The organism is Methylobacterium sp. WL12 (assembly GCF_008039475.1).
Lineage (GTDB): Bacteria > Pseudomonadota > Alphaproteobacteria > Rhizobiales > Beijerinckiaceae > Methylobacterium > Methylobacterium cerastii.
On the sequence record NZ_VRUW01000010.1, the window covers coordinates 21,973 to 46,867 of the forward strand.

The following is a 24,895-nucleotide window of genomic DNA, read 5'->3' on the forward strand; positions in this document are numbered from 1 at the left end:
GAGACAAGCGGAGCACCATCAATGCGAGGACGGGACGGCCCCGTCGGGCAGCCGGACCTCGGCGGCCATCACGCCCTTGGAGCCGTCGCCGTATCGCACGAGCACCGTCTCGCCGGGCTTCAATTCGGCGATACCGTAGCGCCGCAGGGTCTCCATGTGGACGAAGATGTCCGGCGTGCCGTCGCCCCGCGTCAGGAATCCGAAGCCGCGCAGGCGGTTGAACCACTTCACCACGGCGGTCTCGAGCCCGCTCGTCGGCGTCACGCTGACATGGGTGCGGGGCAGCGGCAGTTCTGACGGGTGGGTCGCCGAGGATTGATCGAGCGACAGCACGCGGAAGGCCTGCCAGCCGCGGGCGCGCTCGGTCGCCTCGACCACGATGCGGGCGCCCTCGCTCGCGTTCTGGTGCCCGTCGCGGCGCAGGCAGGTGACATGGAGCAGCACGTCCGGCATGCCGTCGTCCGGGACGATGAAGCCGAACCCCTTGGCGACGTCGAACCACTTGATCCGGCCCGAGACCTCGATGAGGTCGAGCGGCTCGTCGACCTCGCCCTGCGGCGAGGTGCCGATGCCCACCCCGTCCGTCCGTGCGCTCGCCGGCCCTGATCCGAACCCGTCAGACATGTCGATAAGCAACCTACACCGAATCGCGACGTGCGTTTCGGCCTCAGGATTAACGAAGTCTTGAGGCGGCGAAAGCCTCTTTGCCCGGCAGCCCTGCTGCGTCCGGTTGCAGCGGCTGGGGAATCGGCGCGATTTTCCAAGGTTTTGCGGCTGTCCGGCATGTCGGCGTTCGGCCCAAGTCCGTGTCGGGACTCACGCTTTTGCGCCGGCGTGCCGATGGCGAAGGCCCTCGGTGAAGACAACCGAGCGCGGTCACATTCTCGTGATTGTTGCCGCGTTGCGGCAGGGCTGGGATGAGTGGCCGAGGCCTGGTCCCGCGTAGGAATTTCGACGCCGGCCATGGCCGCGCCCGGCGAATGATGCTTAGGCCCGGCATGCGATCCGATCCTCCCCTCGCCTCCGCCTCCGCCGCGTCACCGGAAGCGCCGACATCCGCGCCCGGCCGCATCCCCGCGATCGACGCGGCGCGCGCCACGGCGCTCGCAGCGATGGCCGCCTACCACCTGACCTGGGACCTCGGCTACCTCCGCCTCACGCCTGAGAACGCAGCGCTGTCGCCCGCCGGACGGATCGCGGCGCACGTCATCGCCGGCTCGTTCCTGGTGCTGGTCGGGGCCGGCCTCGTGCTGATGAACGGGCGCGGCGTGCGGTTGCGGCCGACCCTGCTGCGGCTGCTGCGGGTCGGCGGGGCCGCGATCCTGATCACGTTCGCGACATACGTCGCCTTTCCCGACAGCTTCATCTTCTTCGGCATCCTGCACTGCATCGCGGCGTCGAGCGTGCTGGCGCTGCCGTTCCTGTTCGTGCCGGCGATCGTGACGGCCCTGGCCGGCGCCCTGGTCGTGGCGCTGCCACACCTCGCGGCGCACCCGGCCCTCGACGCGCCCGCGCTGTTCTTCCTCGGCCTCGGCCGGCTGACGCCGCAGACCAACGACTACGTGCCGCTGTTCCCGTGGTTCGGGATCGTGCTGTTCGGCGTGGCCCTCGGGCGGATCGCCCTGCCCCGGTTCGCGCGCTCGCGGCCCGGGCTCTGGCGGCCGCGCAGCCGGGGCGCGCGGGCGGCGGCCTTCGCCGGGCGCCACAGCCTGGCGATCTATCTCCTACACCAGCCGCTGCTTCTGGGTGCGCTGACCGGCCTCGTCGCGGTGACCGGGCCGCATCCTCGTGCCGGTTTAGCGAAGTTCCGGGCGGACTACGTCGAGACCTGCACCCGCACCGGCGGCGAGCCGGCTTTGTGCCGGATCGCGGCCCGCTGCAGCGGCGACGCCCTGCGTAAGGAAGGCCTGTGGTCGGTGGAGGGCCGCGGCTTCACCGCGCCCGAGCGGGTGCGGGCACAGGGCCTCTCGCAGCGCTGCTACGAGGCCTCCGAGGGCACGGCGCCGGCGCCGTAGATCGCTCGAAGGCCGAGGTCTGTCAGTCCTTGGCGCGCTCGACGTAGGCGCCGTCGGCGGTCATCACCACGATGCGGGTGCCGGTGGCGATGTGCGGCGGCACGGTGGTGCGGACGCCGTTCGAGAGGGTGGCCGGCTTGTAGGATGAGGAGGCGGTCTGCCCCTTCATCGCCGGCTCGGTCTCGGCCACTTCGAGGACCACGCGCTGCGGCAGCTCGATCGTCAGCGCCACGTTGTTGTATTGCGAGACCATCACGGCCATACCCTCCTGCAGGTAGGGGGCGGCGTCGCCGACCACGTCGGGCGGAACCTGGATCTGCTCGTAGCTCTCGGGGTTCATGAAGTGGAACCCTTCGCCGTCGCTGTAGAGGAAGGTGTGCTCCTTGTCCTCGACGAAGGCGCGCTCGACCTGCTCGGTGGTGCGGTAGCGCTCGGACACCTTCACGCCGTCGGTGATGCGGCGCATGTCGAGCTGCGTCACCGGGGTGCCCTTGCCGGGATGGATGTTCTCCGCGAACAGGATCACGTAGAGCTTGCCGTCCTTCTCGACGACGTTGCCCTTGCGGAGGGTAGAAGCGATCACCTTCACGGGGTCAGGTCCTGCGTTGACAAGGCGGGGTTCGCGCGCCTAGCGCGGTGCCCCGCGGGAGAGGCATATCCCTCGAGAGCGATATCGGGCTCCGGCACTATCCTATCCGCGGCCCGGTTGCCAGCCGCGCCAGTATCGGTCCGCCGGGAGCGCGCGTGTTCGAAGCCGGAAACGTCCGATCCGCCGATCCAAGGTCCGCTCGGTGCAAGGCCTCTCTGTGCAGGGCTGCCCGGTGACGGACGCCCCCTCCCCCTGGTGGGCGCCGCACCGGCACGCCGACCGGCGCCCGCTGCTGCTGCTGCGCAACCGCATCGCCCATGCGTTCCGCGGCCACTTCGCGGCGCGCGACTTCGTCGAGGTCGAAGCCGCCTGCCTCCAGGTCTCGCCCGGCAACGAGGCGCACCTCTCCGCCTTCGCCACCGAGGCGATCGGCGGCGACGGCTTGCGTGCGCCGCTCTACCTCCACACCTCGCCGGAATTCGCCTGCAAGAAGCTGCTGGCGGCCGGTGAATCGCGGCTGTTCAGCCTCGGCCACGTCTTCCGCAACCGCGAGCGCGGGCCGCTGCACCATCCCGAGTTCACGATGCTCGAATGGTATCGGGCGGCCGAGCCCTACGCCGTGCTGATGGCCGACTGCGCCGACCTCCTGCGGCTCGCGGCCGAGACCGCCGGGACGGCGCGGCTGCGCCATCGCGACCGGATTTGCGATCCCTTCGCCGAGCCCGAGCGGCTGAAGCTGGCCGAGGCCTTCGACCGGCATGCGGGGATCGACCTTCTCGCGACGGTGTCTCCTGACGACGCGACCGATCGCGACGGGCTCGCGGCGGCCGTCGCGCGGACGGGCCTTCGCGTCGCGGACGACGACACCTGGGCCGACCTGTTCAGCCGCGTGCTCGTGGCGCGGATCGAGCCGCATCTCGGCCAAGGGCGCCCGACCATCCTGTGCGAGTACCCGGTCAGCGAGGCGGCGTTGGCGCGGCCGAGCGCCGACGACCCGCGGGTGTCGGAGCGTTTCGAGCTCTATGCCTGCGGCGTCGAGCTCGCCAACGCCTTCGGCGAGCTGACCGACGCCGCCGAGCAGGGCCGGCGCTTTTCCGCCGAGATGGCGGAGAAAGAGCGCGTCTACGGCGAGACCTACCCGATCGACGCCGACTTCCTCGCGGCGCTGGCCGTCATGCCGGAAGCGTCCGGCTGCGCGCTCGGCTTCGACCGCCTGGTGATGCTGGCCGCCGGCGCGCCGCATATCGAGGACGTGATCTGGACGCCCGTGGCGGGCGGGACGCGATGAACCGCCCGCTTCGTAGCCCGGACGACCTCGCCGCGGCGGGGCTGGTCTCCCCGGCCGAGCTGCCGGCCCTGCGGGCGGTGGCCGCGCGCTACGCCGTGTCGATCACGCCGGACATGGCCGAGCTGATCGACCCGTCCGATCCGCACGACCCGATCGCCCGCCAGTTCGTGCCCCGCGCCGAAGAGGTCGTGACGGCGCCCGAGGAGCGGGCCGACCCGATCGGCGACGCGGTCCACGAGAAGCTGCCCGGCCTCGTCCACCGCTACCCGGACCGGGTGCTTCTGAAGCCGCTCCACGTCTGCCCAGTCTATTGCCGCTTCTGCTTCCGCCGCGAGGTGGTCGGGCCGGAGGGCGCGGGCACGCTGAGCGAGGCCGAGCTGGACGCGGCGCTGGCCTACATCGCAGCCGACCCGGCGATCTGGGAGGTCGTGCTCACCGGCGGAGACCCGTTCGCGCTCTCGCCGCGGCGCCTCGCCGACATCGCGCGGCGCCTAGGCGCCATCCCGCACGTCAAGGTCCTGCGCGTTCACACGCGGGTGCCGGTGGTGAGCCCCGCCCTGGTGACGGACACCCTCGTCGCGGCGCTGAAAGGATTCGGCCGGGCGGTGTTCGTGGCCCTGCACGCCAACCACGCCCGCGAGTTCGGCGCCGAGGCGCAGGCCGCCTGCGCGCGGCTGGTCGACGCCGGCATCCCGATGGTGAGCCAGACGGTGCTGCTGGCCGGCATCAACGACGACGCCACGGTGCTGGAGGCGCTGATGCGGGCCTTCGTCGAGAACCGGATCAAGCCGTACTACCTGCACCATGGCGACCTCGCGCCCGGCACCGCCCACCTGCGCACCGGCCTCGACGCCGGGCAGGCTCTGATGCGCACGCTCCGCGGCCGGCTCTCGGGGCTGGCCCAGCCGACCTACGTCCTCGACATCCCCGGAGGCCACGGCAAGGTGCCGGTCGGCCCGGGCTACGTCGCGGCGGATCGCGGCGGCACCCGGGTCACCGATCCGAACGGCGGCGTGCACGCCTACCCCCCGAAGATGAGCGAGCGGGACTAAGCCGATGCGCAGGCTCTGGGGGCGGGCGAACTCCGTCAACGTGCAGAAGGCCCTGTGGGGCCTCGACGAATCCGGCCTGGCTTACGAGCGGGTCGAGGCCGGCGGTGCGCACGGCGTGGTCGCGGACCCCGCCTACCGGGCGATGAACCCGAACGGCCTGGTGCCGGTGCTGCAGGAGGACGGTTTCGCGCTCTGGGAGTCGAACGCGATCCTGCGCTACCTCGCCGACGGGGCGGAGGGCGCGTTGCGCCTGCCCGACGACCGGCGCGAGCGGGCGCAGGTCCAGCAATGGCTCGACTGGCAGGCGACGAGCTTCACCCCGGCGATGCGCGACGCCTTCTGGCAGCTCTACCGTGCGACGCCGGAGACCCGCGACCACGCGCTGATCGCCGATTCGCTAGAACGGTCGGAGGCGCTCGCCGCGATCCTCGACCGGCATCTGGCCGGCCGCGCCTTCGTCGTCGGCGCGCGCTTCTCGATCGCCGACATCGCGCTGGGCTGCGCCGCCCACCGCTGGCTCGCCCTGCCGGCCGAGCGCGTCGAGCGGCCGGAGATCCGGCGCTGGTACGATGCGCTCGCGCAGCGCCCCGCCGCCGCCCGGATCTTCGCTGCGCCGATCAGCTGACCAGCGTACCCGACCGCCGAGGCGGGCTGTCCGCGCCAAAGGCATTGTTGGGGCGGCTTGGACGGGCGATGAGGTGTCGACGCGCGATCGCATCGAGGGGGGAGACGACGGTGAGTCGAACAGCCGTGACGGCACCGGGTGCCGCAGCCGTCGGCCCCTATTCGCACGGTGTCGTGGTGGACGGGACGGTCTACCTCTCGGGCCAGACGCCGCTCGACGGCGCGACCGGACGCCTGGTTGAAGGCGGGATCGAGGCGCAGGTGCGCCAATGCTTCCACAACCTCGGCGCCGTGCTGACGGCGGCCGGCCTCGATTTCGGCGACGTGGTGAAGTGCAACGTGTTCCTGACCGACATGGGCGATTTCACCGCCATGAACCGGGTCTACGCCGAGCACTTCGCCGAGCCCTACCCGGCGCGCACCACCATCGGAGTCGCGGCCCTCCCGTTGGGCGCGCGCGTCGAGATCGAGATGGTGGCGACCACTCGATTATGACGGCGCCCCCGGATTCGATTCGGCGGCTTCGCGCGTGATGGGTGTCGCCGAGACGTCATCAGGGTGAGGGCGCCTTGCCCGCGCACCCGCGCGACCCAGTTTGAGCCACGCGGGCGCCATGCGGCCCGCCCGGAGATTGCACCTCGATGGCCCTCGATCCGACCCTGCGCGACGCCCTCTCCGCGGTCACCGTGGCGAGCCTCGCCCGCGCCCTGGCGCGCCGCGGCGTGCCGGCCTGCTCGCTCTCCGGCCTCGCCGGCTCCGGCCGCGCCGTCGGGCCGGCCGTGACGCTGCGGATGATCCCGTCGCGGGGCGCGGTCTCGCACTCGCTCGCGCAAGCCGTCGAAGCGGTGCCGGAGGGCGCCGTCGTGGTGGTCGACACCGGCCGTTCCGGGCTCGCCCTCCCCTTCGGCGCGATCCTGGCCGCGCGGCTCGCCGCCCGCGGCGCCGCCGGCCTCGTCACCGACGGCGCGCTTGCGGCCGAGAGCGGGCTTGCAGTCTGGGACGTGGCGACGGCGCCGGCCGAGGGCGCGCTGCAGCTCGCGGGCTCGGGCGAGCCGGTCTCCTGCGCCGGCGCCGCGGTGCATCCCGGCGACGTCGTCGTCGGCGGGCCGGACGGCGTGGTGGTGATCCCGGCCGACATCGCCGAGGCGGTGGCCCTGGAGGCCGTCGAGCAGCAGCGCCTCGACCTCTGGCTCACCCGCGAGGCGGAGAAGGGCGCGAGCCTCGCCACCCTGCTGCCGCCGGACGCCGCGACCCTGGCCCGCTACGAGGCCGAGACGAAGGCCTGAGGGCCGACGCCCGCCGGACCCGCGCCGATGTTCTTTCCGCTCTCGAAGGTGATCTTCTTCCTGATCACACCCTCGAACCTGTTTTGCCTCGTCGGGCTCGCCGGCGTCGCGCTGACGCTTGCGACCGCGCGGCGGCGACTCGGCGGCACCCTGAGCGCGTTCGGCCTCTTCGGCCTGCTCGCGGGCGGACTCTCGCCGCTCTCGGCCTGGGCGGTGCTGCCGCTGGAACAGCGCTTCCCGGCCTTCGCCGACGACCGGCCGCCCGATGGGATCATCGTGCTCGGCGGCGGGATCGAGGCCGGCCTGTCTTCGGGGCGCAACCAGGTCGTCGTCAACGATGCCGGCGAGCGGCCGATCTACATGGCCGACCTCGCGCGGCGCTATCCGCTGGCGCGGCTGATGTTCTCCGGCGGCAGCGGCAGCCTCGTCGACGGGGCGATCGCCGAGGCCGACATCGTCAGCCGAGACGCCGACACCCTCGGCCTGCCGCGCACCCGGCTGATCCTGGAGAACCGGTCGCGCAACACCCGCGAGAACGCGCTGTTCTCCGCCGCCATGGCCCAGCCGAAGCCGGGCGAGCGCTGGCTGCTGGTCACCTCCGCCTTCCACATGCCGCGGGCGATCGGGTGCTTCCGCGCGGCGGGCTTCGACGTCGTCGCCTTCCCCGTGGACTACCGCACCCGCGGCCCGCGCGACGCGCTGCGCTTCGGCAGCTTCGCCTCGGAGGGGCTGCTGGTGCTCGACTTCGCGGTGAAGGAATGGATCGGCCTCGCGGTCTACCGGCTGGCCGGCTACACCGACGCGCTGCTGCCTGGGCCGGATCAGGCTTCGGGCAGCGACAGCCGGTAGATGCCGCGGAAGTCGTCCGGGTCGGCAAGCTTGCCCTTGCGCAGGATCGCGAGGCGGCCGGCCTTGGTCAGGCGCACGGCGATGCGCCGCACCGGCTGCATCAGCGGGCTCCACTGGTCCGGGTTCGGGCCGGCCAGCGCGCGGGCGACCTCGGACGGGCAGATCGTCTTGCCGGGACCGCGCTCGGCGACGAGGCGCAGCATCGTCTCCTCGATCGCGGCTTCGCTGCGGGTTCCGGTGCGGTCGTCGCTCACGGCGTGGATCCTCGGCGTTTCGGGTCGTCGTCGGCGAGCAGGATCGTGCGGATCTCGGAGACGAACTGGCGCCGCCACATCACGAGCACGACCCCCGTCGTCGAGGCGACGAGGAAGTAGGGGCTGACGAACCAGCCGAGATAGGCCAGCGCGAAGAAGAACGCTCGCTGCCCACGGGCGAAGTGGCTGCCGGCCGCGGTGTTCATCGCCGCCACCCGGCGCGCGGCGCGCAGCATCTCCGCCTCGCCCGCGCCCGAGCCCTTGGGCGGCACCGTGCCGAGCAAGATCGCGCTGTAGTTGAACAGCCGGTAGGCCCAGGCGAACTTGAAGAAAGCATACACGAACACGACGGCGAGGCCCGCGACCTTGATCTCCCAGGTCGTGCGCGTGGCGATCGTGCCGAAGGGCAGCGTGCCGAACAGGTTGAGCACGTCGTCGCCGGAGCGCGACAGGGTCAGGACGCCGCCGAGGGCGATCAGCGAAGTGGAGGCGAAGAAGGCGGTGCCGTTCTGCAGCGAGGCGTTGATCGTGGTGTCGACCACGCGGTTGTCCCGGACGATGAGCTGGCGCGCCCACTCCTCGCGCTGCGCGTTCATGATCTGGCTCAGCGACACCATCCGGCCGCGCAGGCGCCCGACGGAGAGGCCGTACCCGACCCAGGCCAGCACGAAGTAGATCAGCGCGCCGAGGTCAATCGGCGAGAAGGCGGCAGGCAGGTAGGCCGAGAGCAGCGAGGCGGAAGGCAGGTCGGTCATCGTCCCGGGGAGCGTCGGCTCGAGCTTCGCCGGCGGCCGGGCAGGCGCGCCTGCCGCAGGGCCAAGCGATGGCTACCCTGGACCGCCCCGCGCTGTCGAGGCGCGCGAGAGCGGGCCGTCCATGCGCGCTCGGTCCATCCGCGGACGTCTCAGCGTCGGATGGCGAACCCGGCGACATCGGGCTCCGGCTCCGCCGCCTGCATTTCGACCCGCTCGACATGCGCACCCGGCGGCCCGGCCCGGCAGGCCTGCACCATCACGTCGACCGCGGCCGCCGCCCCGGTGAAGGTGGCCTCGACCGCGCCGTCCGCGCGGTTGCGCACGTGCCCCGACAGGCCGCGCGCCTCGGCCTCGCGCTGGGTCCAGGCACGATAGCCGACGCCTTGCACCCGGCCGACGATCACGACGGCGGCGCTTCTGCTCTCATCCATGGCCGGACAACCCGGTCGGACGCCCGCGGCGCCAGCCGCGCAGCTCGCGCAGGTAGGCTGGCGGCAGCTGCGCCGCCTCGCCTGCCGCAAGCACCGCTTCGAGGTAGCCCGGCTTCGGCACGCCGTAGGCGGTGGAACGGCCGAGATAGATCAAGGCGCGCTTGACCCCGCCCGGGGTCGCGACAGGCTGCGTCGCCTTGACGTAGAGGCCGCCGGCGACGCCCTCGTAGCGGTCGAGCGCCGGCACGTCGGCGAGCGCCAGCTCCCACAGCACGCCCCAGACCGTGTGGCGCCCGTCGCGCACCACCGAGGCGTAGCCCTCGCGCATGACGATGAAGCGGTGGCGGTGCAGCCGGCCCTGCCCGATCAGCCGCGAGGCCGGACAGCGGGCGACCATGGCGGCGGCGTCCATGTTCGCGCCGTAGGCAAAGTAGAGGGGCATTCCTATTCCGGCCCCCGACCGGAAAATGGTCGACTGGCTATTTGCCGGATTTCTGGTCGTCGCGGCGGATAGCCCATTCGTTGGCACGCATCGCGAGGTAGGCCACCGTCAGCATGGTGGCCGGAATCCCGAAAATCACGAAAATCTCGCCGGAGTTCATGATTTGAGGCTCCGTAGAACGCGCCTTGCGATCCAATGTATGCCCAAAGCCAGACGGCCGCGAAGAATACGGTGACGCTGGTCGGTTTCGGAGCATTCGCGATACCGAAGCTGACAGCCGTCACCGGCGTGACGACGTCGATGATGATGAACGCCGCGGCGATGGTGTTGAGCCCGGTGGCGAGCAGTTTGGTCTGCTCGTTGTGGATCAGGCTCATTCCGCGCCGGCCTCAGGATGCTGGGGCGATCAGGCGAATTCCAGGATCACCGCGTCGACCGCGAGGCTCTCGCCCTCCTTGGCGTGAATCTTCTCCACGGTGGCGTCGCGCTCGGCGCGGAGCACGTTCTCCATCTTCATCGCCTCGACGATGGCGATGGCCTCGCCGTTCTTCACTTCCTGGCCTTCCTTCACCAGGATCTGCTTCACGAGGCCGGGCATCGGGCAGAGCACCTGCTTGCCCGAGCCGGCATCCTCCTTGACCGGCATCAGCGCGGCGAGCTCCGCCTCGCGGCGGGTGTAGACGCGGGCGTCGGCCGCGGCGCCCGCGTGCTGGAGCGCGACGCCGTTGAGCAGCCCGCGCACCTGGATCGCGACGCGCTGCGCGCCGATCGTGCCGGTCCAGACCGGCTCGCCGGGGCGCCACTCGCTCTCGACCACGTGGGCGGTGCCGTCGGCCTCGGTGACGACGAGGCAGTTCTGCGCCAGCGCGTCCTCGTGCGGATCGACGGTGACGGGGAAGGCTTCGCCCGCCAGCATCACAACGCGGTCGCGCTCGAAATGCAGCAGGCCCGGGTCGCGCATCTGGCCGGAGATGCCGCGCTTGCGCGCATTGAGCTTGTGGTCGATCGCGGCCGCCGCCGCCATCATCCGCTGGGCCACCGCGCCCTTCGGCTCGGGCGCGGAGAACCCTTCCGGGAACTCCTCGGCGATGAAGCCGGTCGACAGCGCGCCCTCGCGCCAGCGCGGATGCGCCATCAGGGCGGCGAGGAACGGGATGTTGTGGCGGATGCCGTCGATGGCGAAGGCGTCGAGCGCCTCGGCCTGCAGCTCGATCGCTTCCGCACGGGTCGGCGCCCAGGTCACGAGTTTGGCGATCATCGGATCGTAGTGGATCGCGATCTCGCCGCCCTCCTCCACGCCGGTGTCGTTGCGGACCTTGCCGTTGCCGAACTCGCCTTCCTCCGGCGGCCGGTAGGTGGTGAGCCGGCCGATCGAGGGCAGGAAGTTGCGGGTCGGGTCCTCGGCGTAGACGCGGCTCTCCACCGCCCAGCCGTCGAGCTTCACCTGGTCCTGCGTGAGCGGCAGCGTCTCGCCGTAGGCGACCCGGATCATCAGCTCGACGAGGTCGACGCCGGTGATCATCTCGGTGACCGGATGCTCCACCTGGAGGCGGGTGTTCATTTCGAGGAAGTAGAACGACTTGTCCTGGCCGGCGACGAACTCGACGGTGCCGGCGGAATCGTAGTCTACGGCCTTCGCCAGGGCGACGGCCTGCTCGCCCATCTTCCGGCGGGTGGCCTCGTCGAGGAGCGGCGACGGCGCCTCCTCGATGACCTTCTGGTTGCGGCGCTGGATCGAGCATTCGCGCTCGCCGAGGTAGACCACGTTGCCGTGCTTGTCGCCGATCACCTGGATCTCGATGTGGCGCGGGTCGGTGATGAACTTCTCGATGAACACGCGGTCGTCGCCGAAGGACGACGCGGCCTCGGACTTGGCGCGGGCGAAGCCCTCCGCGACTTCGCCCGAGGCGTAGGCGATGCGCATGCCCTTGCCGCCGCCGCCGGCCGACGCCTTGATCATCACCGGGTAGCCGATGCCGTCGGCGATCTCGACCGCGTGCTCGGGGCTCTCGATCACGCCGAGGAAGCCCGGCACCGTCGAGACGTCGGCGGCCGCCGCCGCCTTCTTCGATTCGATCTTGTCGCCCATCGCAGCGATGGCGCCGGGGTTCGGCCCGATGAAGACGATGTTGGCTTCGGCGAGCGCGTTGGCGAAGGCCTCGCGCTCAGACAGGAAGCCGTAGCCCGGATGCACCGCCTGCGCGCCCGTCCGCTTGCAGGCGTCGATGATCTTCTCGATGACGAGGTACGACTGCGACGCCGCCGCCGGGCCGATGTGGACGGCCTCGTCGGCCATCGCAACGTGCACCGCGTCACGGTCGGCGTCCGAGTAGACCGCCACGGTCTTGATGCCCATGCGTCGCGCCGTCTTGATGACGCGGCAGGCGATCTCGCCCCGGTTTGCGATCAGGATCTTGTCGAACATCTTTTGGCGCGCTCGAATCAGGTCGTCTTCAGGAACCGGCTTGGCGTGAGCCGGACAGAACGTTCCCGTTAAAGCAGATCACGAGGCGACGGAAGCTGTGCCGGAGGCCGAGGGCGCGGCCCCGGCGGTGAAAAGTTTTTGGCTCCGGTTCAAGCTGCAAGGTCAGGCTGTAAGCGCCCGCAGCAAGTTCACGCCGCGCGGGCGAAGCGCGGCCGGTCGGCCTTGGCCGGCTCGCGGGTCCAGCGGTTGGCGTCCAGCGCGAACGCCATCAGCGCCTCGGCGCTGCCCTCCGCCTCGCGGACGATCTCGACGGCGATGCGCGCGCCGGCCGGCGTCGGGCCGGTATGGCCGGCGAGCGACGCGGAGAGCCAGGCGGCGACGGCGCGGTCTACGTAGCCCGAGGGACGCTCGCCCCAGACCGCGAAATCGACGACCAGGGCGACCAGCGCGTCGGCGAAGGCCGTGTCCGCGTCGGGCACCGCCCGCTCCAGGGCGATCAGCATGTCGGCCTCGTCGCGATGGGCGATCCCGTCCGGCAGCACGTCGCGCAGCAGGGCCTTCACGTCGGCCGGTGTGATGCGGCCCTCGGCGACGGCATGGTTGCAGAAGTCTTGAAGAGAAACGTTGATCATGACCGAATTCTCCTGCGACCTTTGTTCGGTCGCCGCCTGTCCTCGTATGTATTGGACTGTACGAGGCAGATCGTCTTGAGAAGTTAACGGCCAAATCTGAACCGGCGTTCAGGTTAAAGCGTGCTCACGAATGAGCGTTTCGGGAATCTTGCTTTTTTCGGGCGGAATGTCGGCTTCGACCGAGACCGGACGACGGCTGCCCGCTCTCTATGAGCGTGGATGGAGCGCCATTCGCTGACCGCTCGCTCCGTCATTCCGGGGCGCCGCAGGCGAGCCCGGAATCCAGAACCGCCGACGGCGTCGGATCTGGCTGGCGTCAGCGGTTCTGAATTCCGCTCGCAGCTTCGCAGCCCGGGAATGATGCGAGGAGACTGCTCGAGGGTCACGCGTCAGCGCACGATCACCGTCGCACCCACCGGTACGCGGTTGAACAGGTCGACCACGTCGATGTTGCGCATGCGGATGCAGCCGGACGAGGCGGCCTGGCCGATCTTCTCCGGCTCGTTGGTGCCGTGAATGCGGTAGAGCGTGTCGCGCCCCTTGTCGGAGAGGTAGAGGGCGCGGGCGCCGAGGGGGTTGCCGGGGCCGCCCTGCATCGGGTGCACGTGCGGCCAGCGCTTGACCATCTCGGCCGGCGGGTTCCAGGCCGGCCACTCCGCCTTGCGGTCGACCGTGGCGGTGCCCTTCCAGCCGTAGGCTTCGTCGCCCACGGTGACGCCGTAGCGCATCGCCTTGCCGTCGGGCAGCACGAGGTAGAGCTGCCGCTCCATCGTCTCGATCACGATGGTGCCGGGCCGCTCCTTCGTCGGATCGGTCACTTGGTAGCGGGCGAAGTGCGGATCGAACTCGGCGTCCGGCACCAAAGCCATGAAGGCGGTGTCCCGCGCCGACAGGGTCGGATCGGGCACCGCCTTGAAGTTGCAACCCGAAAGCAGCACGGCACACGCGATGATCGGGGCGAAGCGCATGTCGGACGTCTCTCGAGCACGTCTCCGCCGTTCGAACCAGAGTTGACGGAAACTGATCGGAGCATAGGCGCAGGTGGCACTTCGGCGTAGCCTCCTGCGTTGCCCGCGGGCACAATGCCAAAGGCTGTTGCCCGGTTGCGACAGCTGCGTCCGCGGCGCGACGGCGTGCGCGAGCCGGAGGGATGATCGTGACGACCCTGTACGTGAGCCACCCGGCGGCCCTCGACCACGCCGTGCCCGAGGGACATCCCGAGCGGCCCGACCGCATCCGCGCGATCGAGCGCGTGCTGGAGAACGAGCGGTTCGCCGGCCTCGTGCGCACCATGGCGCCCCAGGCCGAGGCCTCGGTCGCAACGCTCGCCCACCCGGCCGAGTACGTCGAGGCCATCGTCGCCGCCGCCCCGAAGGAGGGGATGGTCGCGATCGATTCGGATACGCTGATGTCGCCGGGCAGCCTGGAGGCGACGCTGCGCGCCGTCGGCGGCGGCATCCTCGCGGTCGACGCGGTGATGGGGCGCGAGTGCAGCAACGCCTTCGTCGCCATGCGCCCGCCCGGCCACCACGCCGAGCGCACCCGCGCGATGGGCTTCTGCCTGTTCAACCACGCCGCCATCGCCGCGCGCCATGCGCGCGCCAAGGGTGCGAGCCGCGTCGCGCTGGTCGACTGGGACGTGCACCACGGCAACGGCTCGCAGGACATCTTCTGGGACGACGCCGACGTGATGTACGCCTCGACCCACCAGATGCCGCTGTTTCCCGGCACCGGCGCCGCCTCCGAGCGCGGCGCGAAGGATACCATCGTCAACGTGCCCCTGCGCCCGGGCGACGACGGGGCGATCTTCCGCGAGGCTTTCGAGGCCGGCATCCTCGCACGCGTCGAGGCTTTCGCCCCCGACGTGATCATCCTGTCGGCGGGCTTCGACGCCCACCACCTCGACCCGCTGGCCAACCTCCGCCTGACCGAAGCCGACTTCGGCTGGGCCACGCGCAAGCTGATGGAGGTCGCCGACCGCCATGCCGGCGGCCGCCTCGTCTCGATGCTGGAGGGCGGCTACAGCCTCGACGGCCTCGGCCGCTCGGTCTCCGCGCATGTCGACGCCCTGATGGGGCGTTGAGGGAGAGCGGCAGAAACATCGCGCGAAATTCGGGACAATTCGGCAATCGAAACCGGGATCGTGTGGTAATGCCATCCTCAAGGTGAGGCGGCAGGATAGCCGCGTGTTCGGGGGGATGGATCGGGTGCGGCAGCGGCGGACCTCCGGTTGGATCTGGGGTGGGGCGATCGGGCTGGCGGCCTTGGGCGTCGCGGCCCTCCTGGCCGGCGACGAGATCCGGCGGGCGGCCTCGCGGATCGTCGGCGTCGAGGCGCAGCGCGCGCCCGTCGCGCCGCGGCCGCCGCACCTTCCGGCGGCCCAGCGCACCGCGATCGAGGGCGGGCGCGTCGTCGTGGTGCTGACGCCGGAGGAGCGCGCCCGCATCGGGCTCGAGACCGCCCGGCGCCCATCCGAATCGCATCCGATCGAGATCCAGGCCTACGGCAGCGTCCTCGACCTCGCGCGGGTGACCGAGCTGACGAACTCTTATGCCACCGCGACGGCGCAGCTGCAGACGGCGCAGGCGCGGGTCGAGGTCTCGCGCGCCGCGTTCCAGCGCGCCAAGTCGCTCGGGGCCTACGCCACGCAGGTGCAGATCGAGACCAGCGAGGGCACGTTCCAGACCGACCAGGCGGCGCTCGCCGCCGCGCAGTCGCAGGTGCGGACGCTGAGTGCCACCGCGCAGCAGGAATGGGGCCCGGTGATCGGCCGCGGCATCGTCGAGCGCTCCGGCCTCGTGACCCGACTGATCGAGCGCGCCGACTTCCTGGTTCAGGTGACGTTGCCGCCGGGGGAGGCACTGAAGGGCCCGCCCGGCGCGGCCTTCGCCGAGGTGCCCCCGCAGAGCGAGCGCGTGCCCCTGCGTTTCGTCTCGGCCGCAACCCGCACCGACCAGCGCATCCAGGGCTTGAGCGCGTTCTACACCGTGTCCGGCGACAGCGGGCTCCTGCCAGGCATGAGCACGCTGGCCTTCATCACCGCGTCGCGGGCTGCCGTCGGCGTGCTGGTGCCGGAGGAGGCGGTGGTGCACTGGCAGGGTGGGGCTTGGTTCTACCGCGCGGTCGGCGAGGCCGGGTTCGCCCGCCACGCGCTCGGCGCCGACCCGGCGCTCTCCGGCGACGGCTTCGTCGTCGCCGACCTCACGAACGAGACCGAGATCGTGCTGCGCGGGGCGCAGGCCCTTCTCTCGGAGGAGATGAAGGCCCAGGCGCAGGCCTCCGGCGGCGCGGACGACGACTGAGCCGATGCCGCCCGACACCGACGCCCCCGCCTCCGATCCCGTCGGTCCGCAGGCCGCCCTGGTCGCTTTCGCGATCCGCTTCCCCGGAATCGTCGTGGCGTTGGCCCTGGCGCTCCTGGTCTACGGCACCGCCAGCCTCGGCCAGGCCAAGTACGACGTCTTCCCCGAATTCGCGCCGCCCTCGGTGGTGATCCAGACCGAGGCGCCGGGGCTCAACCCGGAACAGGTCGAGGTCTTGGTGACGCAGACCGTCGAGGTCGCGGTCAACGGGCTTCCCGGCCTCGCCACTTTGCGGTCGAGCTCGATCCAGGGCCTGTCGGTCATCACCGCCACCTTCACGGCGGGCAGCAGCATCTACCGGGTGCGCCAGCTCGTCACCGAGCGGTTGGCGAGCCTTGCCGGGCGCCTGCCGCAGGGCGTGCTGCCGCCGGCGATGACCGCGCTCACCTCCTCGACCAGCACCGTCGTCCTCGTCGGGCTGACCTCGGAGAAGCGGTCCGCCCTCGACCTGCGCACCATCGCCGACTGGCGGGTGCGCCTGCGGCTGCTCGCGGTGCCCGGCATCGCCCAGGTCTCGGTCTACGGCGGCGCGGTGCGCGCGTTCCAGGTCGAGGTGCGGCCGCACGACCTGATCCGCTTCCGCCTCGGCCTGAACGACGTGCTGGTCGCCGCGCGCAAGGCGACGGGTGTGCGCGGCGCCGGCTTCGTCGACACGGCCAACCAGCGCATCGCCCTGCAGACGGAAGGCCAGTCGCTGACGCCGGACGAGATCGCCCGCACGGTGCTCGTCAACGAGGGCGGCGCCAGCGTGGTGCTCGGCGACGTCGCCACCGTGGTCGCCGCCCCCGAGCCGCCGATCAGCGCGGCCCTGGTCGACGGCCGCCCCGGCATCCTCCTGATGGTCGGCGCGCAGATCGGCGCCAACACCCTGGAGGCGACGCGCCGCGTCGACGCGGCGCTCGACGAGCTTCGCCCGGGGCTGGAGCGCGACGGCATCGTGCTGCGCGGCGACCTGTTCCGCCCGGCGAACTTCATCGCCCAGGCCAACGGCAACGTGCTGCAGGCGCTGGCGCTCGGCGGCATCCTGGTCGTCGTGGTGCTGTTCGTGTTCCTGTTCGACTGGCGCACCGCGGTGATCAGCGCGGGCGCGATCCCGCTCTCGCTGCTCGCCGCCGTGCTGGTGCTCGGGGCGATGGGCGAGAGCCTCAACACGATGACGCTGGGGGGGCTCGCCATCGCCATCGGCGAGGTGGTGGACGACGCGGTGATCGGCATCGAGAACGCCGTGCGGCGCCTGCGCGAGAACCGGCGTCTGCTCGCGCCGCTGCCGGTCGCGCGGGTGGTGCGCGACGCGATCCTGGAGGTGCGAAGCGCGGTGGCCTACGCCACCTTCGCGGTGCTTCTGGTGTTTTTGCCGGTGCTGGCGCTCACCGGCGTCGCCGGGCGCCTGTTCGGCCCGCTGGCGCTCGCCTACATCCTGGCCGTGGTGGCCTCGCTCGCGGTGGCGCTCACCGTCACGCCGGCGCTCGCCATGGCGCTCGTCGCCCGCAGGGATCTGCCGGCGCGCGACCCGCCGGTGATGCGGGCCTCGCGCGCCGCCTACGTCCGGGTGCTCGGCGGCGTCGAGCGGCGCTTCGGCTGGGCTGCGACGGCCGCCCTGCTGCTGACTCTCGGGGGGGCTGCCGCCCTGCCCTATTTCGGCGGCACCTTCCTGCCCGACCTCAAGGAGGGCCACCTGATCCTGCACATGGCGGCCGCCCCTGGCACCTCGCTGCAGGAATCGCTGCGGCTCGGCACCCGCATTACCGCCGGCCTCAAGGCGGTGCCGGGGGTGCGGGCCGTGGCGCAGCAGGTCGGCCGGGCCGAGGCCGGGCAGGACACGGCCGGCACACATTACAGCGAGATCCACATCGACCTCGAGCCCGGCCTCGACGGCGCGGCGCAGGGGCGGAGCGAGGCCGGCATCCGCGCGCTGATGGCGGGCACGCCCGGCGCCGCGTTCTCGCTCAAGACCTTCCTGACCGAACGCATCGAGGAGACGGTCTCGGGCTACACCGCGCCGGTGGTGATCAACGTGTTCGGCGCCGACCTCGACCGGATCGAGGCGGCGGCCCGCGACGTCGCCCGCGAGCTCGCCGAGGTGCGGGGCGCGGCCGACGTGCAGCAGCAATCGCCCGCCGGCCTGCCGCAGATCACCGTGTCCCTACGCCGGAACGACCTGCGCCACTGGGGCCTCGACGCGATCGAGGTGTTGGAGATCGTCCGCACCGCCTACCAGGGCGACGTGGTCGGCCAAGCCTACGAGGGCAACGCCGTCTTCAACGTCATCGTCATCCTCGATCCTGCGACGCGGGCGCACCTCACCCGCCTCGGCGACCTGCCGCTGCGGACCCCGAGCGGCAGCTACATCCGACTGGCCCAGGTCGCCGACGTGTACGAGACCGCGGGACGCTACCAGGTCCAGCACGCGGGCGCGCAGCGGGTGCAGGCGGTGACCGCCAACGTGACGGGGCGCGACGTGGCCTCCTTCGTCGAGGCGGCCAAGCGCAAGGTCGCCAAGGAGGTCGCCCTGCCGCCGGGCGTCTACGTTGCGTTCGAGGGCGCCGCCGAGACGCAGGCGCGGGCGCGCGCCGACCTGCTGACCTATTCGGCGCTGGCCGGCCTCGGCATCGTGCTGCTGCTCGCGGTGGTCACCGGCTCGGTGCGTAACCTCCTCCTGGTGCTGGTCAACCTGCCCTTCGCCTTCGTCGGCGGCGTGCTCGCGGTTGCGGCGACCGGGGCGGTGATCTCGCTCGGCTCGATCGTCGGCTTCGTGACGCTGTTCGGGATCTCGCTGCGCAACGCGATCATGCTGATCGCCCATTACGAGCATATGGTCGCCCGCGAGGGCCGCAGCTGGGACGCCGCGACCGCCTCGGAGGGGGCGGGGGACCGGCTGGTGCCGATCCTGATGACATCGCTGGTCACCGGCCTCGGCCTGCTGCCCCTGGCGCTCGGCGCCGGCGAGCCGGGGCGCGAGATCGAGGGACCGATGGCGATCGTCATCCTGGGCGGGCTCGTCACCTCGACGGTGCTGAACCTCGCGATCCTGCCGGCGCTGGCCTTGCGCTACGGCCGGTTCGTGCGGGCGACCTAGAAGCGGAGCTTCGCGCATCCCGCTTGGCTGGATCCCGGATCTTCCCTCCGCTTCCGCTCCGGTCGTCCGGGAAACGGCGGCTGCGCTCACGGATGGGCCGCGCCCGCATTCCCGGACGCCTGGAGCGTCAGCGGAAGGCGATCCGGGACCCAGCGTGCGACGGGCCGCGAAGCGGCTCCACCTTGTGCTACCCCTCCAGCGGCTCGTCGCCGAGCATCTCGATGCCGAAGCCGGACAGGCCGACATAGGCCCGCGACGAGGTCGAGAGGTTGCGGAACGAGACTACGCCGAGGTCGCGCAGGATCTGGGCGCCCAGGCCCACCTCGCGCCACTGGCGCACGCGCTGCGCCTCGGTGCCCTCGTCGGCGACGCGGTTGAGCGGCACGCCGGCGGTGCCGTCGCGCAGGTAGACGAGGATGCCGCGTCCTTCCTTCGCGAAGCGGCGCATCACCGTCTCGATCTGGCGGCCGCCCTCGATAACGTCGGCGACGACGTCCGAGCGGTGCAGCCGGACCAGCACGTCACGGCCGTCGCCGATCTCGCCGTGGACGAAGGCGAATTGCTGGATCGCCTCGAACGGCGTCGTGTAGGCGTAGCCGGTCATCGGCCCAAATTCGGTCTGGACCGGGAAGTGCCCGACCCGCTCGACCAGCCGGTCGCGCGCCTGGCGGTAGGCGATCAGGTCGGCCACCGACACCCGGGCGAGATGGTGCGCCTCGGCGAAGGCCGTGATCTGCGGCCCCTTCATTACCGTGCCGTCGTCGTTGGCGAGTTCGCAGATGACGCCGACGGGGGGCAGGTCGGCGAGCTTGCACAGGTCGACCGCGGCCTCCGTATGCCCTGAGCGCATCAGCACGCCGCCGTCCCGTGCGATCAGCGGGAAGACGTGGCCGGGGCGGACGAAGTCGTCGGCGCCCATGTTGCCGTTGGCGAGCGCCCGGACGGTGTTGCAGCGCTGCTCGGCCGAGATGCCGGTGGTGAGCCCGTGCTTCACGTCCACCGTGACGGTGAAGGCGGTGCCGAGCGGCGCGTCGTTCGAGGCGACCATCGGCGCGAGGTTGAGGCGTCGCGCCTCCGAGGTCGTCACCGGCGCGCAGACGATGCCGCAGGTGTTGCGGACGATGAACGCCATCTTTTCCGGCGTGCAATGGATCGCGGCGACGACGAGGTCGCCCTCGTTCTCGCGGTCGTCGTCGTCGGTGACGACGACGATCTCGCCGCGGGCGAAGGCTTCGATGGCGGAGGTGACGGAGCTGTGAGGCACGGTTCGGTACTCGAATGAGCTTTGCGTCCGGGGACGGTCAGGCGTCGGGCGCCGCGGTCAGGAGCCGACTTGCCCCCGATGGCGGAGATGGTGATCGGCGAGCACGCACGCCATCATCGCCTCGGCGACGGGCACGGCACGGATGCCGACGCAGGGGTCGTGGCGGCCCTTCGTGATCAGGTCGACGTCGCGGTTGTCGCTCGTGACGGTGCGCCGGGGCGTGAGGATCGACGAGGTCGGCTTCACCGCGAACCGCACCACGATCGGCTGGCCGGTCGAGATGCCGCCGAGCACGCCGCCGGCATGGTTGGCCAGGAAGGCCGGGCGCCCGTCGTTGCTGGCGCGCATCTCGTCGGCGTTGTCCTCGCCGCGAAGCGCCGCCGAGGCGAAGCCGTCGCCGATCTCGACGCCCTTGACCGCGTTGATCGACATCATCGCGGCGGCGAGATCCGCATCGAGCTTGCCGTAGATCGGCGCGCCGAGGCCCGGCGCGACGCCCTCGGCCACCACCTCGATCACGGCGCCGATCGACGAGCCGTCCTTTCGGATCGCGTCGAGGTAGGTTTCGTAAAATTTGGCGGTCTCGGCGTCTGGGCAGAAGAACGGGTTGTTGCCGACCTCGTCCCAGTCCCAGCGCGACCGGTCGATCGCGTGCGGGCCCATCTGCACCAACGCCGCGCGGATCGTCACTCCGGGAATCACCTTGCGGGCGATGGCGCCGGCCGCCACCCGCGCCGCGGTCTCCCGCGCCGACGAGCGCCCACCGCCGCGATAGTCGCGAAACCCGTACTTGGCGTCGTAGGCGTAGTCGGCGTGACCCGGGCGGTAGCTGTCGCGGATTTCGGAATAGTCCTTCGAGCGCTGGTCGGTGTTCTCGATCGTCAGCGCGATCGGCGTGCCGGTGGTGAGCTGGCGCCCGCCCGTGCGGTCGTCGGCGAAGACGCCGGACAGGATCCGCACTTGGTCCGGCTCGCGGCGCTGGGTGGTGAAGCGCGACTGGCCGGGCTTGCGCCGGTCGAGCTCGGCCTGGATCTCCTCGGCCTCGAGCGCGAGCCCGGGCGGACACCCGTCGACGACGCAGCCGAGGGCGACCCCGTGGCTCTCGCCGAAGGTGGTGACGCGGAACAGGTGGCCGAACGTGTTGTGGGACATCGTGCGCGTGCTCTAGCGCGCGGGCGCCGGGGGCACAAATCGGGCGCGCTTCCCTCCCCCTTTGCTGGGGCGGGAGAAGTGCGCTGCACGGTCAGTCGAACACGAGCCCGCCCCGCGCCTTCAACGCCCGATAAGCCTCGATCCCGACCGCAAGGTCGCGCCTCAGCCGACGCTCGTCGCCCAGCGCATCGAGATCGTAGGCGAGGCCGAGGATGTGGGCCGCCGCGTAGCCCTCGGGCAGCGGGCCTTCCCTGCCGAGATCGATCGCGGACAGCGGCAGCCGGTCGGCAAAATCCGACATCCGCGCCCGCAGCGCGTCGCCGCTCCGGCGCAGGAATCCTTCCGCATCCGGCCCATGCTCACGGATCGCCGCGACGGTGCCCTGCACGAGGCAGAAATAGACCTGCTGCCGATGCGCCGGGAACAGGTAGACGCGGTAGTAGCCCCGCGTCGCGCTGGTGGTGATCGCGGGATCGAACACCGCGAGCCAGGGCACCGCCGCCCAATGCGTGCCGCGGCCGGGGCTGCCCTTCACGCAATAGCCGCCGCCGATCGGTTCGAGCGCGCGCCGCATCTCGTCGGGCGCGCTTCTCCGGATCACAGCTGCGAGCGGGTGCCCGGCCGGCGGGTCGAGGTGGGCCTCGGGGTATTCCTCGACGATCCGTCGAAGGGCATGGCCGAGGCTCAAGACCCGGACGAATCCCGCGGACGGGCCAGCACGCCGCCGGTCATCGGTTCGCGCACGCCGGTGGTCGAGGGGAACGTGATCGGCAGGCCCTTGAGCGAGCGCACGGCCAGGTGCGCGAAGGCCTGGGCCTCGAGGAAGGCCGAGGACCAGCCGATCGCGTCCGCCATCGTGATCTCGGCGCGCAGGTGATAGTTCAGCAGCCGCACCAACTCGCCGTTTCGGGCCCCGCCGCCGGCGACGATCCAGCGGGCCGGGATCTCCGGTGCGTGGTCCAGCGCCCGGGCGACCGCGCGGGCGGTGAAGGCGGTGAGCGTCGCCGCGCCGTCCTCGGTCGAGAGCTGGCCTGCGAGCTTGTGCGAGAACCAGTTGCGGTCGAGCGACTTCGGCGGCCGCCGGAAGAAGAACGGGTGCGTCAGCAGCCAGGCCAGCAGCGGCTCGTCGGCGCGGCCGCGCGCGGCGGTCCGGCCGCCGTCGTCGAGGTTCTTGCCCTCGCGCTCCTGCATCCACTCGTCGATCAGCGAGTTGCCCGGTCCGGTGTCGAAGGCGATCACGCCGCCCTTCGAATCGATCAGCGTCGCGTTGGCGACGCCGCCGATGTTGAGGATGCCGAACGCCCCCTCGAAGCCGGAGGCGGCGGCGAGCGCCTGGTGGAACACCGGCACGAGCGGCGCTCCCTGCCCGCCCGCCTCGATGTCGGCGCGGCGCATGTCCGAGACCACGGGGATGCGCAGCCGGTCGGCCAGCGCCTGGCCGTCGCCGATCTGGATCGTGATGCGCTGGTCGGGCCGATGGATCACCGTCTGGCCGTGGAAGCCGATCACGTCGATCTCGCCGGCCGCGAGCCCGTTCTCGGCGAGGAACTGCTCCACCGCCTGCGCATGCGCCTCGGTGACGAAGGCCTCCGCTTCGGGCAGGCGGCCGGGCCGGTCGCCCGGCGCGACCACGCCCTCGGCATCCTTGGTGGCGGCGCGCAGCAGCCCCTTCTCCTCCTCGGAATAGCCGCGGTATCCGGTGGGGCCGAGGGGCTCGAGGTAGTTGTTGTGGCCCCGCACCACGTGAACGGCCTCGCCGTCGGTCTCGATCAGGGCGACGTCCACGCCGTCGAGGGAGGTCCCGCTCATCAGGCCGATCGCGCGCATCATGGTCATGACCTGCCCCCGTGCCTTTCGCCGGTCGCCCTGCTATGAGTGCGGCTCGCAAAACCCCCGATCCCCGTGGGCGCCTCCGGTGGCGCCGCCGACGCGACGGGGGTTGTGCGAGTGACACCCAAGCCGCCTCATGCCCTTTTGCGAGCGGACGCGCCAGCCGAGCGGGATCGCATCCCGTGCCGCCGCCCGGCGTCCCGCCTCGAACCGAGAAGCCTGCATTCCCATGACCGCCGCCGAGCCCCTCGCGCCCAAGCCCTTCGCGCCCAAGTCCGAGTTCCTCAAGGTGCTCGCCGAGCGCGGCTACGTGCACCAATGCTCGGACTTCGCCGGCGTCGACGCGGCGGCGGCCGAGGGGCGCCTGACCTGCTACGTCGGCTACGATTGCACAGCGGCTTCGCTCCATATCGGCCACCTGCTGTCGATCATGATGCTGCACTGGCTGCAGAAGACCGGCGGCCGGCCGATCGCGCTGATGGGCGGCGGCACCACCCGCGTCGGCGATCCCTCGGGGCGCGACGAATCGCGAAAGATATTGAGCCTGGAGCAGATCGAGGCGAACAAGGCCGGCATCCAGAAGACCTTCGCCCGCTTCCTCGCGTTCGACGGCTCGCCCACCGGCGCGATCATGGTCGACAACGCCGATTGGCTGACCAAGCTGAACTACATCGAGATGCTGCGCGACGTCGGGCGTCACTTCTCGGTCAACCGCATGATGTCGATGGACAGCGTGCGGATGCGCCTGGAGCGCGACCAGGAACTCTCGTTCCTGGAGTTCAACTACATGATCCTCCAGTCCTACGACTTCGTCGAGCTGAACCGCCGCCACGGCTGCACGATGCAGATGGGCGGGTCCGACCAGTGGGGCAACATCGTCAACGGGATCGACCTCGGCCGCCGCATGGGCGTGCCCGGCCTCACCGGACTGACCTGCCCGCTGCTCACCACCGCGTCCGGCGCCAAGATGGGCAAGACCGCCGCCGGCGCGGTCTGGCTCGATGCGGAGATGCTGAAGCCTTACGATTACTGGCAGTTCTGGCGGAACACCGAGGACGCCGACGTCGAGCGCTTCCTCAAGCTGTTCACCTTCCTGCCGCTGCCCGAGATCGCCGAGCTCGCCGCGAAGGGGGGGGCCGGGATCAACGAGGCCAAGGTGCGGCTCGCCACCGAGGCGACGGCGCTGATGCACGGCCGCGAGGCGGCGGACGCCGCCGCCGAGACCGCGCGGAAGACCTTCGTCGAGGGGACGCTGGCCGAGGACCTGCCGAGCGTCACCGTCTCGCGCGACCTCGTTGACGCGGGTCTGGGCGTGCTCTCGGCCTTCGGCCCGGAATACGCCAAGCTGGTGCCGTCCACGAGCGAGGCCCGCCGCCAGATCAAGAGCGGCGGCCTGCGCATCGACGACGTGGTGCTCACCGACGAGCGCGCCGTGCTGCGCACCGCCGACTTCGCCAAGAACGGCGTGCTCAAGCTCTCCTTCGGCAAGAAGCGCCACGTGCTGCTGCGCGTGGCGTGAGCGCGCTCGACCGAGCGAGGCCCGGAACGGGTCTCGGCCTGGTCGATTCG

25 protein-coding genes are annotated in these 24,895 nt (G+C 71.2%); 11 read left to right on the forward strand and 14 right to left on the reverse strand.

Annotated elements, in window-relative coordinates; genetic code table 11:
• Positions 1-18: 18 nt before the first annotated feature.
• A complete protein-coding gene (locus FV226_RS06265) occupies positions 19-624 on the reverse strand; it encodes a cold-shock protein (protein ID WP_147762222.1) in 606 nt (201 codons plus the stop codon).
• A gap of 374 nt (positions 625-998) precedes the next feature.
• Here FV226_RS06265 and FV226_RS06270 point away from each other — a divergent pair, with 374 nt between their 5' ends.
• Positions 999-2,015, forward strand: a complete 1,017-nt coding sequence (locus FV226_RS06270) for a heparan-alpha-glucosaminide N-acetyltransferase (protein WP_147762223.1) — start codon at positions 999-1,001, stop codon at positions 2,013-2,015.
• Positions 2,016-2,037: 22 nt separating this feature from the next.
• Here FV226_RS06270 and efp read toward each other — a convergent pair whose 3' ends face one another.
• Positions 2,038-2,604 carry an elongation factor P gene (gene efp, locus FV226_RS06275; protein WP_147753769.1) on the reverse strand — a complete coding sequence of 189 codons (567 nt, stop codon included), beginning with the start codon at positions 2,602-2,604 and terminating at the stop codon, positions 2,038-2,040.
• A 232-nt stretch (positions 2,605-2,836) separates the two neighbouring features.
• Here efp and epmA point away from each other — a divergent pair, with 232 nt between their 5' ends.
• The 6 genes from epmA to FV226_RS06305 all read left to right on the forward strand — a co-directional run bounded on the left by epmA (position 2,837) and on the right by FV226_RS06305 (position 7,703).
• On the forward strand, positions 2,837-3,892 hold the full coding sequence (gene epmA / locus FV226_RS06280; RefSeq protein ID WP_147762275.1) for an EF-P lysine aminoacylase EpmA: 1,056 nt from the start codon (positions 2,837-2,839) through the stop codon (positions 3,890-3,892).
• The gene (locus tag FV226_RS06285; protein WP_147762224.1) at positions 3,889-4,944 is read left to right on the forward strand and encodes a lysine-2,3-aminomutase-like protein; all 1,056 of its coding nucleotides are present in this window, start codon (positions 3,889-3,891) and stop codon (positions 4,942-4,944) included. The genes epmA and FV226_RS06285 overlap by 4 nt, the downstream gene beginning before the upstream one ends.
• A 4-nt stretch (positions 4,945-4,948) precedes the next feature.
• Positions 4,949-5,569 (forward strand): glutathione S-transferase, encoded by a 621-nt coding sequence (locus FV226_RS06290; RefSeq protein WP_147762225.1) that lies wholly within the window; start codon positions 4,949-4,951, stop codon positions 5,567-5,569.
• 110 nt (positions 5,570-5,679) lie between these two features.
• Positions 5,680-6,063 (forward strand): RidA family protein, encoded by a 384-nt coding sequence (locus FV226_RS06295; RefSeq protein WP_210246503.1) that lies wholly within the window; start codon positions 5,680-5,682, stop codon positions 6,061-6,063.
• 146 nt (positions 6,064-6,209) lie between these two features.
• Entirely contained in the window at positions 6,210-6,854 is a 645-nt protein-coding gene (locus FV226_RS06300; protein ID WP_147762227.1) for a dimethylmenaquinone methyltransferase, read from the forward strand.
• 27 nt (positions 6,855-6,881) lie between these two features.
• The gene (locus FV226_RS06305; RefSeq protein ID WP_147762228.1) at positions 6,882-7,703 is read left to right on the forward strand and encodes a YdcF family protein; all 822 of its coding nucleotides are present in this window, start codon (positions 6,882-6,884) and stop codon (positions 7,701-7,703) included.
• Here the strand turns inward: FV226_RS06305 and FV226_RS06310 are convergent.
• The 8 genes from FV226_RS06310 to FV226_RS06345 all read right to left on the reverse strand — a co-directional run bounded on the left by FV226_RS06310 (position 7,676) and on the right by FV226_RS06345 (position 13,610).
• Entirely contained in the window at positions 7,676-7,906 is a 231-nt protein-coding gene (locus FV226_RS06310; protein ID WP_147762276.1) for a DUF3253 domain-containing protein, read from the reverse strand. The two genes, FV226_RS06305 and FV226_RS06310, sit on opposite strands and share 28 nt — an antisense overlap.
• A 47-nt stretch (positions 7,907-7,953) precedes the next feature.
• Positions 7,954-8,712 (reverse strand): DUF599 family protein, encoded by a 759-nt coding sequence (locus tag FV226_RS06315; protein WP_147762229.1) that lies wholly within the window; start codon positions 8,710-8,712, stop codon positions 7,954-7,956.
• Positions 8,713-8,861: 149 nt separating this feature from the next.
• The gene (locus FV226_RS06320) at positions 8,862-9,143 is read right to left on the reverse strand and encodes an acylphosphatase (protein ID WP_147762230.1); all 282 of its coding nucleotides are present in this window, start codon (positions 9,141-9,143) and stop codon (positions 8,862-8,864) included.
• A complete protein-coding gene (locus FV226_RS06325; RefSeq protein WP_147762231.1) occupies positions 9,136-9,585 on the reverse strand; it encodes a gamma-glutamylcyclotransferase family protein in 450 nt (149 codons plus the stop codon). The genes FV226_RS06320 and FV226_RS06325 overlap by 8 nt, the downstream gene beginning before the upstream one ends.
• Before the next feature lie 2 nt (positions 9,586-9,587).
• Entirely contained in the window at positions 9,588-9,962 is a 375-nt protein-coding gene (locus FV226_RS28515; protein WP_246685489.1) for a hypothetical protein, read from the reverse strand.
• Between the two features lie 29 nt (positions 9,963-9,991).
• Entirely contained in the window at positions 9,992-12,010 is a 2,019-nt protein-coding gene (locus FV226_RS06335) for an acetyl/propionyl/methylcrotonyl-CoA carboxylase subunit alpha (RefSeq protein ID WP_147762232.1), read from the reverse strand.
• A gap of 188 nt (positions 12,011-12,198) precedes the next feature.
• Positions 12,199-12,642: a hypothetical protein gene (locus FV226_RS06340; protein ID WP_147753779.1), complete on the reverse strand. Its 444-nt coding sequence runs from the start codon at positions 12,640-12,642 to the stop codon at positions 12,199-12,201.
• Between the two features lie 389 nt (positions 12,643-13,031).
• On the reverse strand, positions 13,032-13,610 hold the full coding sequence (locus FV226_RS06345; protein ID WP_147753780.1) for a L,D-transpeptidase: 579 nt from the start codon (positions 13,608-13,610) through the stop codon (positions 13,032-13,034).
• 188 nt (positions 13,611-13,798) lie between these two features.
• Here FV226_RS06345 and FV226_RS06350 point away from each other — a divergent pair, with 188 nt between their 5' ends.
• From FV226_RS06350 to FV226_RS06360, 3 genes are all read left to right on the forward strand, one after another.
• Complete coding sequence (locus FV226_RS06350) at positions 13,799-14,725, forward strand: histone deacetylase family protein (protein ID WP_147753781.1); 927 nt, start codon at positions 13,799-13,801, stop codon at positions 14,723-14,725.
• 103 nt (positions 14,726-14,828) lie between these two features.
• The gene (locus FV226_RS06355; protein ID WP_246691514.1) at positions 14,829-15,944 is read left to right on the forward strand and encodes an efflux RND transporter periplasmic adaptor subunit; all 1,116 of its coding nucleotides are present in this window, start codon (positions 14,829-14,831) and stop codon (positions 15,942-15,944) included.
• Between the two features lie 4 nt (positions 15,945-15,948).
• Entirely contained in the window at positions 15,949-19,080 is a 3,132-nt protein-coding gene (locus FV226_RS06360; RefSeq protein ID WP_147762233.1) for an efflux RND transporter permease subunit, read from the forward strand.
• A 187-nt stretch (positions 19,081-19,267) separates the two neighbouring features.
• Here FV226_RS06360 and ribB read toward each other — a convergent pair whose 3' ends face one another.
• The 4 genes from ribB to FV226_RS06380 form a co-directional block, all read right to left on the reverse strand.
• Entirely contained in the window at positions 19,268-20,344 is a 1,077-nt protein-coding gene (ribB, locus tag FV226_RS06365) for a 3,4-dihydroxy-2-butanone-4-phosphate synthase (protein WP_147762234.1), read from the reverse strand.
• A gap of 57 nt (positions 20,345-20,401) precedes the next feature.
• A complete protein-coding gene (aroC, locus tag FV226_RS06370) occupies positions 20,402-21,496 on the reverse strand; it encodes a chorismate synthase (RefSeq protein WP_147762235.1) in 1,095 nt (364 codons plus the stop codon).
• A gap of 91 nt (positions 21,497-21,587) precedes the next feature.
• Positions 21,588-22,184 carry a DUF3578 domain-containing protein gene (locus tag FV226_RS06375; RefSeq protein WP_147762236.1) on the reverse strand — a complete coding sequence of 199 codons (597 nt, stop codon included), beginning with the start codon at positions 22,182-22,184 and terminating at the stop codon, positions 21,588-21,590.
• Positions 22,181-23,332 carry an anhydro-N-acetylmuramic acid kinase gene (locus tag FV226_RS06380; protein ID WP_147762237.1) on the reverse strand — a complete coding sequence of 384 codons (1,152 nt, stop codon included), beginning with the start codon at positions 23,330-23,332 and terminating at the stop codon, positions 22,181-22,183. Before FV226_RS06380 ends, FV226_RS06375 begins: the two co-directional genes overlap by 4 nt.
• A gap of 223 nt (positions 23,333-23,555) precedes the next feature.
• Between FV226_RS06380 and tyrS the strand changes: the two genes are divergently transcribed.
• A complete protein-coding gene (tyrS, locus tag FV226_RS06385; protein ID WP_147762238.1) occupies positions 23,556-24,845 on the forward strand; it encodes a tyrosine--tRNA ligase in 1,290 nt (429 codons plus the stop codon).
• The last annotated feature ends 50 nt before the right edge of the window (positions 24,846-24,895 follow it).

Coding starts and splice junctions, on each gene's coding strand:
- FV226_RS06290 (WP_147762225.1), top strand. CDS start 4,949: ATGCGCAGGCTCTGGGGGCGGGCGAACTCCGTCAACGTGCAGAAGGCC.
- FV226_RS06325 (WP_147762231.1), bottom strand. CDS start 9,585: ATGCCCCTCTACTTTGCCTACGGCGCGAACATGGACGCCGCCGCCATG.
- FV226_RS06320 (WP_147762230.1), bottom strand. CDS start 9,143: ATGGATGAGAGCAGAAGCGCCGCCGTCGTGATCGTCGGCCGGGTGCAA.
- FV226_RS06380 (WP_147762237.1), bottom strand. CDS start 23,332: ATGACCATGATGCGCGCGATCGGCCTGATGAGCGGGACCTCCCTCGAC.
- FV226_RS06335 (WP_147762232.1), bottom strand. CDS start 12,010: ATGTTCGACAAGATCCTGATCGCAAACCGGGGCGAGATCGCCTGCCGC.
- aroC (WP_147762235.1), bottom strand. CDS start 21,496: ATGTCCCACAACACGTTCGGCCACCTGTTCCGCGTCACCACCTTCGGC.
- FV226_RS06345 (WP_147753780.1), bottom strand. CDS start 13,610: ATGCGCTTCGCCCCGATCATCGCGTGTGCCGTGCTGCTTTCGGGTTGC.
- FV226_RS06270 (WP_147762223.1), top strand. CDS start 999: ATGCGATCCGATCCTCCCCTCGCCTCCGCCTCCGCCGCGTCACCGGAA.
- FV226_RS28515 (WP_246685489.1), bottom strand. CDS start 9,962: ATGAGCCTGATCCACAACGAGCAGACCAAACTGCTCGCCACCGGGCTC.
- FV226_RS06305 (WP_147762228.1), top strand. CDS start 6,882: ATGTTCTTTCCGCTCTCGAAGGTGATCTTCTTCCTGATCACACCCTCG.
- FV226_RS06285 (WP_147762224.1), top strand. CDS start 3,889: ATGAACCGCCCGCTTCGTAGCCCGGACGACCTCGCCGCGGCGGGGCTG.
- FV226_RS06265 (WP_147762222.1), bottom strand. CDS start 624: ATGTCTGACGGGTTCGGATCAGGGCCGGCGAGCGCACGGACGGACGGG.
- FV226_RS06310 (WP_147762276.1), bottom strand. CDS start 7,906: ATGCTGCGCCTCGTCGCCGAGCGCGGTCCCGGCAAGACGATCTGCCCG.
- tyrS (WP_147762238.1), top strand. CDS start 23,556: ATGACCGCCGCCGAGCCCCTCGCGCCCAAGCCCTTCGCGCCCAAGTCC.
- FV226_RS06360 (WP_147762233.1), top strand. CDS start 15,949: ATGCCGCCCGACACCGACGCCCCCGCCTCCGATCCCGTCGGTCCGCAG.
- FV226_RS06315 (WP_147762229.1), bottom strand. CDS start 8,712: ATGACCGACCTGCCTTCCGCCTCGCTGCTCTCGGCCTACCTGCCTGCC.
- FV226_RS06300 (WP_147762227.1), top strand. CDS start 6,210: ATGGCCCTCGATCCGACCCTGCGCGACGCCCTCTCCGCGGTCACCGTG.
- FV226_RS06340 (WP_147753779.1), bottom strand. CDS start 12,642: ATGATCAACGTTTCTCTTCAAGACTTCTGCAACCATGCCGTCGCCGAG.